Origin of the sequence: Pseudomonas sp. BW7P1, assembly GCF_024981055.1 — a bacterium.
Taxonomy (GTDB): domain Bacteria; phylum Pseudomonadota; class Gammaproteobacteria; order Pseudomonadales; family Pseudomonadaceae; genus Aquipseudomonas; species Aquipseudomonas bananamidigenes.
On sequence record NZ_CP103374.1, the window covers coordinates 2,045,463 to 2,060,698 of the forward strand.

Here is a 15,236-nt window from a genome sequence, read left to right on the forward strand (position 1 = left end):
CAGCGATGGGCGGGAGTTTAACGCATCGGCCTGATGCTTGGGACATGACATGTGCCGCTCGCGTCAACGAGCGGCGGCCACCCGTTTTTTCAGATAGGTCATGATGACTTTTTCGTCTTCGGGCTTTTCCGGGCGAGGCAGCTGTTGTGGCCAGCGGCTCTGGTTCAGGAGCTTTTTCTGACGTTTTTCGTCCCAGCGCAGAATTTCCCGTGAGGCACATTCCCACCATTCATGGCGACAGGCACTGTAGTACGGATGATCCGGTGCGGCGCTGCCGTACAGCAGATCACGACCGACCTTACGCATCGTGCCTTTCTGATTACGCAGCTTCCATTTGATTTTCAGACGCTGCCAAGCGGACGGGAACGGTTTGACCCGCGGCACGTCCTTGCACAGATCTACCAGCCGCTGGCTGAACTTTTCACCGTGCTGGGCGAAGAAGAAGGCCTGCATCGCATGAAAAAAACGCTTTTCCGCGAAGTAGTGATAAATGTACCTGCGGGCCTCGAGCACTGGTCGATTACGCATGGCGAACGACAGGGCGATCTGTTCGATGGTATGGATCTCGAAACCGTCGGCTGTCCATTCGTCGATCAGGCGGATCGACTCCTCGAACAACGCGCCGTCGCTGTCGGTCACACCGCACAGCCCGCTGTTGTAGAGCTTGAAGCCGTTTGCCGGGGTGACGCCATGGGCGCCGAGATCGCGACCGAGCTTCAGGTAGTTATCGCGCTCGAAGACATCTTTCCAGTCGTATTCGAAACGATCCATCACCGACTGCCCGGCAGTAATGTGCGGGAACAGGCGGTTAGGGTCACTGGTGAACAGGGTGTCGGTATCGACGAACAAGGTCTTTTCGGCCAGTTGCAGGCCGGCGGCGATGGCGCAGGCCTTGCGTCGGTGGTGATAGCCGTGGTCGCCCTGCCAGCGAGTCAGCGTCGGTTCGTCGAGCAGCACGGTATCGACTGGCCAGCCTTCGTAGTCCTGCGGCCGATCAGTGAGAACCCTGATGGCCGGGCGTTTGCCGGTTTTTGCCTGGGAGAGGGCGGTCAGGATGCTGAATTTGGCTTCGCGCCTGTAAACATCCTTGTTGCCGTAGATCAGGTAAAGCAGTTGGTGACGGGTCTTCTTGACGGGTGTTGCCAGGGAATCAGTACAACTCATCCGGAACAAAATCCTTTAAAACAGGCGACTGCCGGTCAGGCAGTGCTTAAAACGGAGCCGGGCATTCGAAGCGCAAGCGTTCGCCGGACTGTGGGTGGGTGAAACTGAGCATGCTGGCGTGCAGGCACAGACGCGGCCAGGCGGCCAGGGCCTGCTCGTGAGCGTAGAGGCCGTCACCGAGCAGCGGATGACCGATGGACAGCATGTGTACGCGCAACTGGTGCGAACGGCCGGTGATCGGCGTCAGCTCGACGCGGCACCAGTCGCCGCAACGTTCCAGCACGCGCCAGAAGGTCAGGGCGTGTTTGCCCAGTTCGTGGTCGACGACGTGTCGCGGCTTGGTCGGCGGGTCGTAGCGCAATGGCAGATCGATGCTGCCGCTGTCCAGTTCCGGCTGACCCCAGGCCAGGGCGGTATAGGCCTTTTCGGTTTCGCGGTCGTGAAACTGGCGCGACAGTTCGCGGTGGGTGTCGGCGTCGCGGGCCAGCAGAATGATGCCGGAGGTTTCCCAGTCCAGACGATGGACGATGCGTGCCTCCGGGTAGCCGTTTTCCTGCAGGCGGGTGATCAGGCAGTCCTTGTTGTCGTCGGCCCGGCCGGGCACCGAGAGCAACAGGGTCGGTTTGTTCACCACCAGCAAGGCGGCGTCCTGATAGATGATTTGGACGTTGGACAACGGCATTAAAACAGCCTCGTAACAAATGCCAACGGCGGCTCAGGGCCCCTCCGGTGTCGGAAGGGCCCTGAGCCGCCGTCGTTCCTGCCGGATCGACTCAGCGATCGGGAAGGGTGATGTTGAGTTCCAGAATCGAGCAGCTGCCCTGGTTTTCCAGCGCCACGTGTACGTCGTCGTTGCCGATGTTGACGTATTTGCGGATCACTTCCACCAGTTCCTTTTGCAGGGATGGCAGGTAGTCAGGGGTGCTGCGCTGGCCGCGTTCATGCGCCACGATGATCTGTAGACGCTCTTTCGCGACCGAGGCGGTACTTGGCTTTTTGTTGGCACGAAAGAAGTCAAAAAGGTTCATTACCTACCTCCAAACAGACGCTCGAAGAATCCCTTCTTCTCGACATTCAGGAACCGGTGTTCTTTTTCCTTGCCCAGCAGGCGATCAACGGTATCGCTGTAGGCCTGGCCGGCGTCGCTCTGGTCGTCGAGGATGACCGGGACGCCCTGGTTGGAGGCCTTGAGCACGGCCTGGGATTCCGGAATGACACCCAGCAGGCGCACGGCGAGGATTTCCTTGACGTCTTCGACGCCGAGCATTTCGCCTTTTTCGACGCGCTCCGGGTGGTAGCGGGTGATCAGCAGGTGTTCCTGAATCGGCTCTTCGCCTTTTTCGGCGCGACGGGACTTGCTGGCCAGCAGGCCGAGCATGCGGTCGGAGTCACGTACCGAGGACACTTCAGGGTTGGTCACGACGATCGCTTCGTCAGCGAAGTACATGGCCAGGTGCGCGCCTTTCTCGATGCCCGCCGGGGAGTCGCAGACGACGAAGTCGAATTGCTCCTTGAGCTCCATCAGGACTTTTTCCACGCCTTCCTGGGTCAGCGCGTCCTTGTCGCGGGTCTGGCTGGCAGCCAGCACGTAGAGGTTTTCCAGGCGCTTGTCTTTGATCAGGGCCTGTTGCAGGTTGGCTTCGCCGTTGACCACGTTGACGAAGTCATACACCACGCGGCGCTCGCAACCCATGATCAGGTCGAGGTTACGCAAGCCCACGTCGAAATCGACGATCACTGTTTTGTGGCCGCGCAGTGCGAGGCCGGTACCGATAGCGGCGCTGGTGGTGGTCTTACCCACACCACCCTTGCCGGATGTAACCACGAGAATCTTGGCCAAGGTGTTTCACCCCTAAGGAAGAAGGACTGTTCAGCCCCTGAAAAACATCTCTTGAAAACTACTGCAGTCGGACAGCCTTGGCTGGAATCCGGCTTTTGGCCTTTTTCCTACTTCGTTTGAGCCGTTTTCGCTACGTTTTAGAGATGCTTGGAAAATGCGGCAGTATCCGTTAAAGCCGAATGATGTTCAACACGTCGCCCGACAGGCTGACCTGTACGCCCGAACCCCACATCGGATCGCGACGCAGGTCTTCGGAAACCTTGTAATGGCCTGCGATGGAGATCAGTTCAGCGCTCAATTGCTGACAGAAAATCCGCGCCTTGGTGTCGCCCTTGACCCCGGCCAGCGCTCGACCGCGCATCGGGCCGTATACATGGATATTGCCATCGGCGAGAAGTTCCGCCCCCGGGCTGACCGAGGACACCACCACCAGATCGCCACCCTGCGCGTAGATCTGTTGGCCACCACGTACTGGCGTGGTAATGACACGGGTCGGTTTGACGGTCGGCTCCGGCGGCTTTTCCGGCTTCTTTGGTGCAACGGGTTCAGCGGTTTCGAGCGGACGTTCACGGGCACCGGAAGGCGGCAGCACCGGGATATCGATGGCGATGGCGGCGGCGATGTCTTCGATGCGGCTGGCGCGGATCGCCAGCGTACGCAAGCCGTGCTGGCGGCACACGCGCATCAGGCCCGGCAAGTCGACGGCGCCTTCGCTCGGCGGCAGTTTGTCCAGGGCCAGGACCAGCGGTGCGTTGCTGAAGAAGTTCGGTGCCTGGGCGACTTTGGCGGCCAATTGCCGATCGAGGCTGTCCAGGTCGTTGCGGGACAGTTCCAGCACCGTAATGGCAAGCATGCTGCCCTTCAGCTGGAACACGGGATCTTGGTCTGGCGATTCGGTTTGGCTCATGTCGGCATACAACGGCTTGTCACTAAAAGTGCCGAGACTTATAACGAGAACGCCCGCGAGCCGCAAGCCGGGCCGAACGATGTAGAATGCGCGGCCACTTATTTACGGAAGCTTTAATGGATCGCCCGCGTTTTCGAAGAGCATTTCTCGCTCCACGCTTCTGGCCGCTCTGGTGCGGTCTGGGGCTGTTGTGGCTGACGGTGCAGTTGCCCTATCCGGCATTGCTGGCCATCGGTCGTTTTCTGGGTGCCGTGATGTATCGCTTCGCCAGCGACCGGCGGCGTATCGCCAAGCGCAATCTGGAACTGTGTTTCCCGGAAAAGTCTGCTGCCGAACGCAAGCGTCTGCTCAAGGAAAACTTCGCCTCCACCGGCATTGCGTTCTTTGAAATGGCGATGAGCTGGTGGTGGTCGCGCCAGCGTCTGGCGAAACTGGCCCACGTCGAAGGCCTGGAGCATCTGCAAAAGGCCCAGCGCGAAGGCACGGGCGTGATTCTGATGGCGGTGCATTTCACTACCCTGGAAATCGGCGCGGCTTTGCTCGGTCAGCAGCACACCATCGATGGCATGTACCGCGAACACAAAAACCCGCTGTTCGATTTCATCCAGCGTCAGGGCCGCGAGCGGCACAATCTCGACTCGCTGGCGGTGGAACGCGACGACGTGCGCGGCATGCTCAAGCTGCTGCGTTCCGGGCGAGCGATCTGGTATGCGCCGGATCAGGACTACGGTGCCAAGCAAAGCATCTTCGTGCCGCTGTTCGGCATTCAGGCCGCGACCGTCACCGCCACCAGCAAGTTCGCCCGGCTGGGCAAGGCGCTGGTGGTGCCGTTCACTCAGGAGCGTCTGGCCGACGGCAGCGGCTATCGTCTGGTGATCCATCCGCCGCTGGAAGGTTTCCCGGGTGAAACCGAGGAGGCCGACTGCATCCGCATCAACCAGTGGGTGGAAGGCGTGTTGCGCGAATGCCCCGAGCAATACCTGTGGGCGCATCGTCGCTTCAAGAGCCGCCCGCCAGGCGAGCCGAAGCTGTACGCCAAACGCCGTTGAATCACCCCATCCCATAAGCACCACGGAGCGTTGCGATGAGCCCAACTGAACCGGTCACAGGTTTGATTCTTTCCGGCGGCGGGGCTCGGGCGGCGTATCAGGTGGGGGTGCTGGCGGCGATTGCCGAATTGCTGCCCCTGGGCGCGGACAATCCGTTCCCGGTGATCGTCGGTACCTCGGCCGGGGCGATCAATGCGGTCAGCCTCGCCAGTGGCGCCACGGACTTTCGGGCCGCCATCGAGCGCCTGACCCTGTTCTGGCAAGGCTTTCGCAGTCATCGCGTGCTGCGCAGCGACTGGCCGGGGGTGATCCGCCAGGCCTGCCGTTTCGTCAGTCACAGTCTGCTGGGCATGGGCCGGCAATTGCCGGTGGCCCTGCTCGACAGTTCTCCGCTGCGCCATCTGCTCAATGAAAAACTGCACATGCCCGGTATCGCCGAATCCATTGCCCGCAAGCAGTTGCATGCCGTGGCGGTGACCGCATTCGGCTATGAGTCGGGGCAGGCCGTGACCTTCTATCAGGGCGGTGGCAGCATCGATGCCTGGTTGCGTCATCGACGCATTGGCGTACCGACCCGATTGACCGTGGAGCACTTGCTCGCCAGTTCGGCGATCCCGCTGTTGTTCGCGCCGGTGAAAATCGGCGAGGAATATTTCGGCGATGGCGCGGTGCGACAGTCGGCACCGATCAGCCCGGCTCTGCACCTGGGGGCGAGCCGGGTGCTGGTGGTGGGTGTCAGTGGCAATCCGCGAGGATTCGACCCGGCGCAACCGCTGGAGCGCACCTATACGGGAAAACAGCCGACACTGGCGCAGATCGGCGGCCACATGCTCAACAGCACCTTCATTGACAGCCTGGAAAGCGATATCGAGCTGCTCCAGCGTCTGAACCAGTTCAGCCACCTGATGCCCGACGGCACGCCGATACGCACGCTGGGCGTGGCGCCGGTGGACGTGCTGGTGATCTCGCCAAGCCAGCCGATCGATGAAATCGCAGCAAGACATCGTCAGGAATTGCCGGCAGCCTTGCGGCTGTTCTTGCGCGGGCCGGGAGCGACCAAAACCAGTGGGGCAGGCGTGCTGAGTTATTTGCTGTTCGAGGCGGGGTACTGCAGCGAATTGATTGACCTGGGGCGGCGTGATGCGCTGGCCAAGCGCGATGAGCTGTGCCGGTTTCTCGGGATTGGCGAGGCGGTGGTTCCGGCCTGAAATTTGCGGTGCAGCAATCGCTGGCAAGCCAGCTCCCACAGGTTCTTTGGCGTACACAACAGCTGTGAACGACGCATGACCCTGTGGGCGCGAGCTTGCTCGCGAAGGCATCCGTGAGGACGCCGCCAGATCAGAAGTGGAACTTCACCAGGAAGCTGGTCACGTTCTGATTGGTGGTGAAGGCACGGGTGTCGTCAATGCCGTACTTGTCTTTCCAGTAGTCGTATTCCACACCGACGTACAGCTGCTTCTCGCCGAAATTCAGCGCCTTGCCCAAGTCGTATTTCACTTGTGGGTTGAAGTGCAGGTTGGCGTGGTATTCGCCTTTGCTGTTGACGTCGTTGTCGACCACCCAGTCCATGTAACCGTCGATCAGCACGTTCGAATTGCCGACCGGGATGGTGTAGGACCAGACCGGCGTGATCTGCCAGACGTTGTCACCCGGGCGCGAACCTTCGGTGTGACGCTGGTAGAAGTTCAGCTGGAAGTAGTCGAAGCCCGGAATGGCCAGATCGAAGCCTGGACCGATCAGGTAGGACTCGACGTCGCCTTCGCCGAACTCGTAGGTCATTGCCAGCAGCACGTCTTTGATCGGGCCGAATTCGAGCTTCTGGTCGAGCACCTTGCCCAGCGAGATGCGTGGCTGGAATTCACCGTAGTAGGTGTTGTTGCCGACGCCGCCATCAGGCTTGCCGTTGTAGAAAATCTTGTCGATGAACAGGAAGTTGTCGCCGTACTTCCACGCATCGGCGTGCTCGAAGGTGACGGTCTGCTGGATGGCCGGGTTGACCTTGAAGTCCTTGCCGTACAGGTAGGTCAGGCTGTTGTTCTGCCATTGCAGCAGGCCGTCGGCCATGGCCTGGCCCCCCGCCAGCATGGTTCCCGCAAGCATCAGGCTGGTGCTCATACGTTTCATTCGGTTGCTCCCAAAGTAGGTGTTCCACGTTTATTTTTTTGAGTCGGCGCTCTGGTGTGGCGCCTTTTTTCGTTGCCGCAAAAAATATCCATTCGGTCAGCTTTCATGCGGTTTGCAAGGGCTGAGCCAAGGCTTTTCGAAAAGCAAAAAAACGCCCGTCGGCTGTTGAAAAACAGTCGATTGAGCGTGTTTTCGGGACGCCTCGGTACTGACCGCGGCCGGGATAAGCTGGCCCGTCGGTCAGGAATTAAATCCGGGCTTTTTTTTAGACCGAATTCAGAAGGCCGCGGAGAATACTGACTCAACGGCCAGGCCTCAAGTGCCCCGCAACAGAGCACCGACGACAGGTAGGCGGCACGGTTGCGGGTCATCTTAGAAGTGCACCTTCACCAGCAGGCTGGCGGTGTTTTGATTGGTGTCGAGGTTGTGGCTGCTTTCGACGCCGTATTTGTTCTTCCAGTAGCTGTATTCGGTACCGACATAAAGTTGCTTCTGACGCCAGCCGAGGGCTTTGCCCAGGTCGTATTTGATCTGCGGGTTGATGTGCAGGTTGGCGTGATAGGTGCCGCGTGAGTTCTCGTCGTTGTCGACGACCCAGTCGAGATAGCCGTCGATCAGTACGTCCGAGTTGCCCAGCGCAAAGCTGTAGGACCAGCCCGGAGTGATCTGCCAGACACCATCGCCAGGGCGCGGGCCTTCGGTCTGGCGGCGGAAGATGTTCAGGGTCACGTAGTTGAAGCCCGGCACTTTAAGGTCGAAACCGGGGCCGATCAGATAGGCCTCGCTCTCGCCTTCGCCGTATTCGTAGGTCATCGCCAACAGCACGTCCTTGATCGGGCCGAATTCGAGTTTGCGGTCGAAGATCTTGCCGAATGAGAAGCGCGGGGTGAATTCGCCGTAGAAGGTGTGCGGGCCTTTGTTGCGGTCTTCCTGGCCGTTGTAGAAGATCTTGTCGACGAACAGGAAGTTGTCGCCGTACTTCCACTTGTCGGCGTGTTCGAATGTCACCGTCTGCTGGATCGACGGGTTGATCGCAAAGTTCTTGCCGTACAGGTAGCTCAGGCTGTTGGTCTGCCACAGCAGTAAATCGCCGGCCATGGCCTGCGATGCAGCCAGCAGGCCGCCGCTCAACAACACATGGGTTTGAGTCCGGATCATCTGTTGCTCCCTCTTGTTTTTATTGTTTGAGGCAAAGCTGTCGCGAGGGGGCTGGCGTTGGCGAGCCCCTCTTTTACGCTTCGGATCAGTGCGGGTGTGCGTGACAATCGTTGATGGTCGCGCGCTCGGCGCCGCCCAGGATGTTGAACAGCAGGTTCAGCGTCAGCGCACTGAGGGTGGCCATGGCGATGCCGCTGTGGGTGATCGGGCTCATCCAGAGAGGCAGGTGGGCGAAGAACTCAGGGCGAACCACCGGAATCAGGCCCATGCCGATGCTCACCGCCACGAGCAATTGATTGCGACGGTCGCCGATGTCGGCTTCCTGCAGGATCTTGATGCCGGTGGCTGCCACCATGCCGAACATCGCAATCGCCGCACCACCGAGTACTGCCGGTGGAATCGACGCCACCAGGAACGCGGCTTTCGGCAGCAGGCTGAGGACGATCAGCAGACCGCCGGCAACGAGGGTCACCGAACGGCAGCGCACGCCGGTCATCTGCACCAGGCCGATGTTCTGCGCGAAAGAAGAGTGGGTGAAGGTATTGAAGAAACCGGCAACGAACGAGGCGCCGGCATCGCACAGCAAACCCCGGCGCAGCCTGCGCGGGCAGACTTCCTGGCCGGTGATCTTGCCCAGTGCCAGGAACATCCCCGTGGACTCGACGAAGATGATCACCACCACCAGACACATCGACAGGATCGGCGCCAGTTCGAACTTCGGCATGCCGAAATGCAGCGGGGTGACGAACTGAACCCACGGTGCATTGGCCATGCCGCTCAGATCGACCATGCCGATGGCGCCACAGAGCACATAGCCCAGGCACATGCCGATCAGCACGGAAATATTGACCCAGAAGCCGCGCATGAAGCGGTGGATCAACAGAATGGTGGCCAGTACCAGTGCGGCAATGGCCAGGTAAATCGGCGAGCCGAATTGAGCAGCGACAGCGCCGCCACCGGCCCAGTTCACGGCCACGGGGAACAGCGACAGACCGATCGAGGTGATGACCGTGCCGGTCACCAGAGGCGGGAAGAAGCGTACGACTTTGGACATGAACGGCGCGATGATCATGCCGAAGAATCCGGCGGCGATGGTCGCACCGAAGATCCCCTGCAGACCGATGCCGGGCATGCCGGCCATGGCGACCATGCTGCCGACGGCGGCAAAACTGGCGCCCATCATCACCGGCATGCGGATGCCCATCGGGCCGATCCCCAGGGACTGCACGATGGTCGCGATGCCGGCGACCAGCAGGTCGGCGTTGATCAGGAAGGCGATTTCTTCACGACTCAGGCCAGCGGCCTGTCCGATGATCAGCGGGACCGCGATGGCGCCGCCGTACATCAGCAGAACATGTTGCAGACCGACCAGGATCAGTTGCAAAAGGGGCAAACGCTGAATGGCGGGTGCGTCGGGGATGCGCGCTTTGGACAGCTCGGACATGCAACACCTCGGATCTTTTTATTCTTGTGATTGAACAGCTGCCGGGTTGCTCACAGCTGTTTCTTTGCATCAGGTAAACCGCGTTGCGGCAATTCGCCGGCAAGCCAGCTCCCACACAGGCAGTGCAAAACCCTGTGGGAGCTGGCTTGCCAGCGATGCTTTTACTGCTTAGTTGGTCTGGGCTCCCTGAGCGATCCATGCACCGATCAGATCACGTTCCTGCTGGGTCATCTGCGTGATGTTGCCCAGTGGCATGATCTGCGTGGTGATGGCTTGCGCCTGGATCCGCGCCGCGTTCTGGCGGATCTGCTCGGGGGTGTCGAACATCACACCGGCCGGCGCCGCGCTGAACAGCGGGCTGGTCGGTTTGGCCGAATGGCAGACCGCGCAGCGTTCCTGGATCACCGAGTGCACCTTGTCGAAACCGGCGCTGGCGTTGGACGCCTGAGCAGGGGCTGCGGCCGGTGCGGCAGGGGCCGCCGGTTGTGCCGCTTCAGCCGGTTTCGCGCCACCACCCAGCGCCGTTTCCGGCAGTGGCTGGTACTCGATTTTCGCCGGGGCCTTGGCCACTTCCGGTGCAGTCGTCGGCGCTGGGCCGGTGACATACGCCAGACTGATCATGCCCACCGCTGCCACCGGCAGGGTCCAGGCGAACTTGTGGCTGTCGTGACGGGTGTTGAAGTAGTGACGCACCAACACCGCCAGTACCGCGATCCCGGCCAGGATCAGCCAGTTGTACTGACTGCCGTAAGTGCTCGGGAAGTGGTTGCTGATCATGATGAACAGCACCGGCAGGGTGAAGTAGTTGTTGTGACGCGAACGCAGCAGGCCCTTGGCCGGCAGCGCCGGATCCGGCGTGCGGTTCTCGGCAATCGCGGCCACCAGTGCGCGCTGGGCCGGCATGATGATACGGAACACGTTGCCGACCATGATGGTGCCGATGATCGCGCCGACGTGCAGGTACGCACCACGACCGCTGAACACCTTGCTGAAGCCAAACGCCGCACCGATGATCAGCACGAACAGGATGAAGCCGAGCAGGGCGGGTTTCTTGCCCAGTGGCGAATCGCAGAGGAAGTCGTAGATGAACCAGCCGGCGATCAGCGAACCGATGCCGATGGCCACGCCTTCAGGGCCGGTCAGGCCGCTGCCGGGTGCCACGAGGTAGAGCACGGGGTTGGAGTAGAACACCACGCACAGCAGCGCGATCCCCGACATCCAGGTGAAATAGGCTTCCCATTTGAACCAGTGCAGGTTCTCCGGCATCGACGGAGGAGCCAGTTTGTATTTTTCCAGGTGATAGATACCGCCGCCGTGGATCGCCCACAGATCGCCGGCAAGGCCGGTTTTCGGGTTGACGCGGTTGAGGTTGTTCTCCAGCCAGACGAAGTAGAACGACGCGCCGATCCAGGCCACGCCAGTGATCATGTGAACCCAGCGCACGCTCAGGTTCAGCCATTCCAACAGATGTGCTTCCACAGTCTTTACCTCATGCCTGTCACTCTTGTTGTCGAGTGATCAGACCTTCTCTTATTGGTGGGGGGCGAGGATCAAACGCTCATCCTCTTTGAAGAAATGCTCATCGCAGTTATTGCCAGTGCCACTGCGATCAACCACCAGGAAGTCATCCCGCTTTTCGATCGTCAGCACCGGGTGGTGCCAGACGCCGCGATGGTAATTGATGCCCTGCCTGCCGTTGGTGACGAAGGCGCGGACCAAGCCTGATACAGGTACATCGCCAAGTGGCGCGACCACGATCAGAAAGGGGTTGCCGAGCAGCGGAATGAAAGCCTGGCTGCCCAGCGGATGGCGCTCCAGCATGCTCACGGTCAATGGCATGTCCTGCGCGTCGGCGCGGAATATGCTGATGATCGCGTTGTCCTCGGGCGTCGCGGTTTCGACCGTCGCCAGTTTGTGGAAGCGCATGGTCGAACCGTTGTTGATCATGAAGTGATCGCTGCCGTCGGTTTCGATCACGTCACCGAACGGGGCGAAGGCTTCTTTGGTCAGCGGTTCAATCGTCAATGTGCGCATGCTGTTCTTCTTATCCAAAATTCTGTGTTGTTAGAACTATCGCCATCGCGGGCAAGCTCGCTCCCACAGTGAACGGTGGTGTTCACAAAAACTGTGGGAACTGGCTTGCCAGCGATTGGGATCACCCTTGTTTAGCGACCTTGCCGAACAGGCGCAGGCGGCTCACACCACCGTCCGGGAACACGTTCAGACGGATGTGGGTGATCGGACCCAGTGCCTTGATCTGCTCGACGAAGGTGTGTTCGGCGTGCATTTCCAGCTTCTGGCTCGGCAGCAGTTCGCGCCAGAACAGCGACTGGGTTTCGATCTGGCTGTCGGTGCCGCCCTTGACGAACGCGCCCTGGATCGAGCAGCTGTCCGGGTAGTTGCCCTTGAAGTGCAGGGTGTCGACGACGATTTTCTCGATCTCGCCCGGGTGGCCCAGCGCGACGATCACCCAGTCATTGCCTGGGGTGCGACGACGTGCGGTTTCCCAGCCGTCGCCCATGTTGATGCCACGGCCCGGGTTGAGGATGTTGCTCATGCGACCGAAGTGTTCGTCGGAACAGGCGAGGGCGCGGCCACCGTTGAGGGCTGCAGCCAGGTCGACTTGCTCGTTGTCGCCAACAGCGGACCAGTCGCGGAACGGGATGCCGTACACGCGCAGACGTGCCACGCCGCCGTCCGGGTAGATATTGAAGCGCAGGTGGCTGAACGCCTGGTCGTTGCTGATTTCGTGGTAGTGATGGCTGTTGCCTTGCAGCTCGACGGCCGACAGTACTTCAGTCCACTGGGTGTTTTCGTCCGGCTCGCCCGACGCCAGGAAGCAGGCTTCCAGCGAAGCCGATGGCGGGAAGTTGCCGGTGAAGAATGAAGTGTCGATGTCCACGCCTTTGATCGAACCCGGTACGCCCAGGCGGATCACCGCGCTGTCGTAGCCTTCGAAGCGCTTGCGGCGCGATTCCCAGCCGTCCATCCACTTGCCGTTGTCATCGAACACGCCCTCCTTCCACACGGCCGGGGTCGGCTGAAACAGACGATTGGCGTCTGCGAACCAGTCATCGGTGACCGAAATGATTTTGGTGCCCAGACGGGCATCGGCCAGGTTGACGAACTTCTCGAAAGGTACGGCGTAAGCTTTCATTCTTCTTGTCTGCCTTTAAATAAGTGGCTTGGGATGCTTGCGAGGCCCTGGGAAACACAAGCGTTCTGGTGGCTTCTCGGGCCAGGCTTGCTAGAGAGTCAGTAATCGGAACAGGGCGATCTTGTTGATCTCCGCCAGCGCGCATTTGAACTCGGTGTCGACCGGGTTGTGGATGCGCGTTTCGAACGCCGCGAGGATCTGATGCCGGTTGCTGCCTTTTACCGCCATGATGAAGGGAAACTTGAACTTGGCCTTGTAGGCGTCGTTCAGCTCGGTGAAGCGCTGGAACTCTTCGGCCGTGCATTGGTGAATACCGGCGCCAGCCTGTTCATTGGTGCTGGCTTCGGTCAACTGGCCCTGGACGGCAGCTTTGCCGGCCAGGTCAGGGTGAGCGTTGATCAGCGCCAGTTGACTGGCGTGATCGGCGCTCAACAGGATGTCGCTCATGCGCTGGTGCAGGGTTTCGATCTGGTCGATCGAGGCATCCTGGCCCAGCTCGAAGGCCTTTTCGGCCACCCATGGCGAATGTTCGTAGATGTCGGCGAAGGCTTTGACGAAGGCGTCGCGGCTCAGGGTCGACGGTTTCAGGGTTTGAAAGGTGCTCATTTGGCAGCCCCTTGGTACGGGTGGGTTTCGTGCCAGTGACGGGCGATGTCGACGCGACGGGTGAACCACACCTGTTCATGACTTTTAGCGTATTCGATGAAGCGTTTGAGCGAAGCCAGACGCGCCGGGCGGCCCACCAGACGGCAGTGCAGACCGATCGACAGCATCTTCGGCGCTTCGGCGCCTTCGGCGTAGAGCACGTCGAAGGCGTCTTTGAGGTATTCGAAGAAATCGTCGCCCTTGTTGAAGCCCTGGACCTGGGTGAAGCGCATGTCATTGGTGTCCAGAGTGTACGGAATCACCAGGTGCGGTTTGCCGGTCGGATTGTTTGGTTCCCAGTAGGGCAGGTCGTCGTCGTAGGTGTCGCAGTCGTAGAGGAAACCGCCTTCTTCCATCACCAGACGACGGGTGTTCGGGCCGGTGCGACCGGTGTACCAGCCCAGCGGGCGTTCGCCGGTGAGTTCGGTGAGGATGCGGATCGCTTCGAGCATGTGCTCGCGTTCCTGAGCCTCGTCCATGTATTGGTAATCGATCCAGCGGTAGCCGTGGCTGCAGATCTCGTGACCGGCCTCGACCATCGCACGGATCACGTCCGGGTGACGCTGGGCGGCCATGGCCACGGCGAAGATGGTCAGCGGGATGTCGAATTCCTTGAACAGTTTCAGGATCCGCCAGACGCCGGCACGGCTGCCATACTCGTACAGCGATTCCATGCTCATGTTGCGCACGCCTTGCAGCGGTTGAGCGGCAACCATTTCAGAGAGGAAGGCTTCGGATTCTTTGTCACCATGCAGGATGTTGCGCTCGCCGCCTTCTTCGTAATTGAGCACGAAGGACAGGGCGATCCGGGCATTGCCCGGCCAGTGTGGGTGAGGAGGGTTACTGCCGTAACCGATCAGGTCGCGTGGGTAGTCAGCGCTCACTGCAGTCTTCCTTCTTATCGTTGACAGATGGTGTGACGCCCTGGCGGTGAGATGGTTGGCTGGCGTCACAGCGATGGGCTGATTGTATACAACTTTATTCTCAATTTGTAAGCCTGAATTTTTGCATTTTTCACCGACTGTCATCTTTTGCTGGTAACGGCGTGAGGCTGCAAGAATCCTGCCTGACCAGTCAGCTAATGGTTCAGGGGTTCAATGAATGCGTGGGTCATGGGCAAATTCCCGATAAAACACGGGATGGCGGGGGTGAGAGGAAAAATGTCGTTTTTATTGTGTACAATTTTTTTGAAAAGTGTCTTAATCAGTCGCTCGCCGCAGCTTTTCGTGCTCCGAAACGGTGCGGTCTCCTTTTTCAACTGACTTCGGGAGGCGCGAAGTCTGACTGCTTCACGCAGGCAGGCGCGCAGAATCAATGGGACGTTTGACAACACACGTTTTGGACGCTGCACACGGTTGCCCGGGCAGCTCGATCAAGGTCGAGCTGTACCGCGTTGAAGGTTCGCACCTGGAATTGGTCGCCAGCGCGCTTACCAACAGCGATGGCCGGGTCGATGCGCCGCTGCTGCAAGGCGATGACTACCGTACCGGTGTCTATCAGGTTCAGTTCCACGCCGGCGATTACTACCGCGCCCGTGGCGTCCAGTTGCCGGAGCCGGCATTTCTGGACGTGGTCGTGCTGCGGTTCGGCATTTCTGCAGAACAGGATCACTACCACGTACCGTTGCTGATTTCGCCTTACAGCTATTCCACCTACCGGGGCAGCTGACCCCCAAGCAGCTGCCCCCCGCCGGGAAGCGACTGCGCATATAGCTTCTTTGGTCTTTCGCCCGCTCACACTGCGGGCTT

16 protein-coding genes are annotated in these 15,236 nt (G+C 60.1%); 3 read left to right on the forward strand and 13 right to left on the reverse strand.

What is annotated here, in order from left to right:
• Window positions 1-63: 63 nt before the first annotated feature.
• From NWV16_RS09310 to minC, 5 genes are all read right to left on the reverse strand, one after another.
• Window positions 64-1,164, reverse strand: a complete 1,101-nt coding sequence (locus NWV16_RS09310; protein WP_260522800.1) for a hypothetical protein — start codon at window positions 1,162-1,164, stop codon at window positions 64-66.
• A 46-nt stretch (window positions 1,165-1,210) separates the two neighbouring features.
• Window positions 1,211-1,846, reverse strand: coding sequence for an RluA family pseudouridine synthase (locus NWV16_RS09315; protein ID WP_065258086.1), 636 nt, complete (start codon window positions 1,844-1,846; stop codon window positions 1,211-1,213).
• A 91-nt stretch (window positions 1,847-1,937) separates the two neighbouring features.
• Entirely contained in the window at window positions 1,938-2,192 is a 255-nt protein-coding gene (minE, locus tag NWV16_RS09320; RefSeq protein WP_260522801.1) for a cell division topological specificity factor MinE, read from the reverse strand.
• Window positions 2,192-3,004, reverse strand: a complete 813-nt coding sequence (gene minD / locus NWV16_RS09325; RefSeq protein ID WP_065258085.1) for a septum site-determining protein MinD — start codon at window positions 3,002-3,004, stop codon at window positions 2,192-2,194. Before minD ends, minE begins: the two co-directional genes overlap by 1 nt.
• Before the next feature lie 169 nt (window positions 3,005-3,173).
• The gene (minC, locus tag NWV16_RS09330; RefSeq protein WP_085732533.1) at window positions 3,174-3,911 is read right to left on the reverse strand and encodes a septum site-determining protein MinC; all 738 of its coding nucleotides are present in this window, start codon (window positions 3,909-3,911) and stop codon (window positions 3,174-3,176) included.
• 116 nt (window positions 3,912-4,027) lie between these two features.
• Here minC and NWV16_RS09335 point away from each other — a divergent pair, with 116 nt between their 5' ends.
• Together NWV16_RS09335 and NWV16_RS09340 are read left to right on the forward strand one after the other, a co-directional pair.
• Window positions 4,028-4,960 (forward strand): lipid A biosynthesis lauroyl acyltransferase, encoded by a 933-nt coding sequence (locus NWV16_RS09335; RefSeq protein WP_065258084.1) that lies wholly within the window; start codon window positions 4,028-4,030, stop codon window positions 4,958-4,960.
• Window positions 4,961-4,995: 35 nt separating this feature from the next.
• Entirely contained in the window at window positions 4,996-6,168 is a 1,173-nt protein-coding gene (locus tag NWV16_RS09340) for a patatin-like phospholipase family protein (RefSeq protein ID WP_260522802.1), read from the forward strand.
• Between the two features lie 130 nt (window positions 6,169-6,298).
• Here NWV16_RS09340 and NWV16_RS09345 read toward each other — a convergent pair whose 3' ends face one another.
• From NWV16_RS09345 to puuE, 8 genes are all read right to left on the reverse strand, one after another.
• Window positions 6,299-7,084, reverse strand: a complete 786-nt coding sequence (locus tag NWV16_RS09345) for an outer membrane protein OmpK (RefSeq protein WP_065258082.1) — start codon at window positions 7,082-7,084, stop codon at window positions 6,299-6,301.
• A 372-nt stretch (window positions 7,085-7,456) separates the two neighbouring features.
• Window positions 7,457-8,242, reverse strand: a complete 786-nt coding sequence (locus tag NWV16_RS09350) for an outer membrane protein OmpK (protein ID WP_260522803.1) — start codon at window positions 8,240-8,242, stop codon at window positions 7,457-7,459.
• Between the two features lie 85 nt (window positions 8,243-8,327).
• On the reverse strand, window positions 8,328-9,686 hold the full coding sequence (locus NWV16_RS09355) for a nucleobase:cation symporter-2 family protein (protein WP_260522804.1): 1,359 nt from the start codon (window positions 9,684-9,686) through the stop codon (window positions 8,328-8,330).
• 168 nt (window positions 9,687-9,854) lie between these two features.
• Entirely contained in the window at window positions 9,855-11,165 is a 1,311-nt protein-coding gene (locus NWV16_RS09360) for a urate hydroxylase PuuD (RefSeq protein ID WP_260522805.1), read from the reverse strand.
• Window positions 11,166-11,216: 51 nt separating this feature from the next.
• Window positions 11,217-11,720 carry an ureidoglycolate lyase gene (locus NWV16_RS09365; RefSeq protein WP_027613342.1) on the reverse strand — a complete coding sequence of 168 codons (504 nt, stop codon included), beginning with the start codon at window positions 11,718-11,720 and terminating at the stop codon, window positions 11,217-11,219.
• A 121-nt stretch (window positions 11,721-11,841) separates the two neighbouring features.
• Entirely contained in the window at window positions 11,842-12,843 is a 1,002-nt protein-coding gene (alc, locus tag NWV16_RS09370; protein ID WP_085577668.1) for an allantoicase, read from the reverse strand.
• Between the two features lie 90 nt (window positions 12,844-12,933).
• Window positions 12,934-13,449 carry a 2-oxo-4-hydroxy-4-carboxy-5-ureidoimidazoline decarboxylase gene (gene uraD / locus NWV16_RS09375; protein ID WP_260522806.1) on the reverse strand — a complete coding sequence of 172 codons (516 nt, stop codon included), beginning with the start codon at window positions 13,447-13,449 and terminating at the stop codon, window positions 12,934-12,936.
• Entirely contained in the window at window positions 13,446-14,372 is a 927-nt protein-coding gene (gene puuE, locus NWV16_RS09380; protein WP_065258075.1) for an allantoinase PuuE, read from the reverse strand. Before puuE ends, uraD begins: the two co-directional genes overlap by 4 nt.
• Window positions 14,373-14,802: 430 nt before the next feature.
• Here puuE and uraH point away from each other — a divergent pair, with 430 nt between their 5' ends.
• Window positions 14,803-15,156: a hydroxyisourate hydrolase gene (gene uraH, locus NWV16_RS09385; RefSeq protein ID WP_011333195.1), complete on the forward strand. Its 354-nt coding sequence runs from the start codon at window positions 14,803-14,805 to the stop codon at window positions 15,154-15,156.
• The last annotated feature ends 80 nt before the right edge of the window (window positions 15,157-15,236 follow it).

Excerpts from the sequence above, each read along its gene's own strand:
- NWV16_RS09310 (WP_260522800.1), bottom strand. The coding sequence starts at position 1,164 with ATGAGTTGTACTGATTCCCTGGCAACACCCGTCAAGAAGACCCGTCAC.
- NWV16_RS09315 (WP_065258086.1), bottom strand. The coding sequence starts at position 1,846 with ATGCCGTTGTCCAACGTCCAAATCATCTATCAGGACGCCGCCTTGCTG.
- minE (WP_260522801.1), bottom strand. The coding sequence starts at position 2,192 with ATGAACCTTTTTGACTTCTTTCGTGCCAACAAAAAGCCAAGTACCGCC.
- minC (WP_085732533.1), bottom strand. The coding sequence starts at position 3,911 with ATGAGCCAAACCGAATCGCCAGACCAAGATCCCGTGTTCCAGCTGAAG.
- NWV16_RS09335 (WP_065258084.1), top strand. The coding sequence starts at position 4,028 with ATGGATCGCCCGCGTTTTCGAAGAGCATTTCTCGCTCCACGCTTCTGG.
- NWV16_RS09340 (WP_260522802.1), top strand. The coding sequence starts at position 4,996 with ATGAGCCCAACTGAACCGGTCACAGGTTTGATTCTTTCCGGCGGCGGG.
- NWV16_RS09345 (WP_065258082.1), bottom strand. The coding sequence starts at position 7,084 with ATGAAACGTATGAGCACCAGCCTGATGCTTGCGGGAACCATGCTGGCG.
- NWV16_RS09350 (WP_260522803.1), bottom strand. The coding sequence starts at position 8,242 with ATGATCCGGACTCAAACCCATGTGTTGTTGAGCGGCGGCCTGCTGGCT.
- NWV16_RS09355 (WP_260522804.1), bottom strand. The coding sequence starts at position 9,686 with ATGTCCGAGCTGTCCAAAGCGCGCATCCCCGACGCACCCGCCATTCAG.
- NWV16_RS09365 (WP_027613342.1), bottom strand. The coding sequence starts at position 11,720 with ATGCGCACATTGACGATTGAACCGCTGACCAAAGAAGCCTTCGCCCCG.
- alc (WP_085577668.1), bottom strand. The coding sequence starts at position 12,843 with ATGAAAGCTTACGCCGTACCTTTCGAGAAGTTCGTCAACCTGGCCGAT.
- uraD (WP_260522806.1), bottom strand. The coding sequence starts at position 13,449 with ATGAGCACCTTTCAAACCCTGAAACCGTCGACCCTGAGCCGCGACGCC.
- uraH (WP_011333195.1), top strand. The coding sequence starts at position 14,803 with ATGGGACGTTTGACAACACACGTTTTGGACGCTGCACACGGTTGCCCG.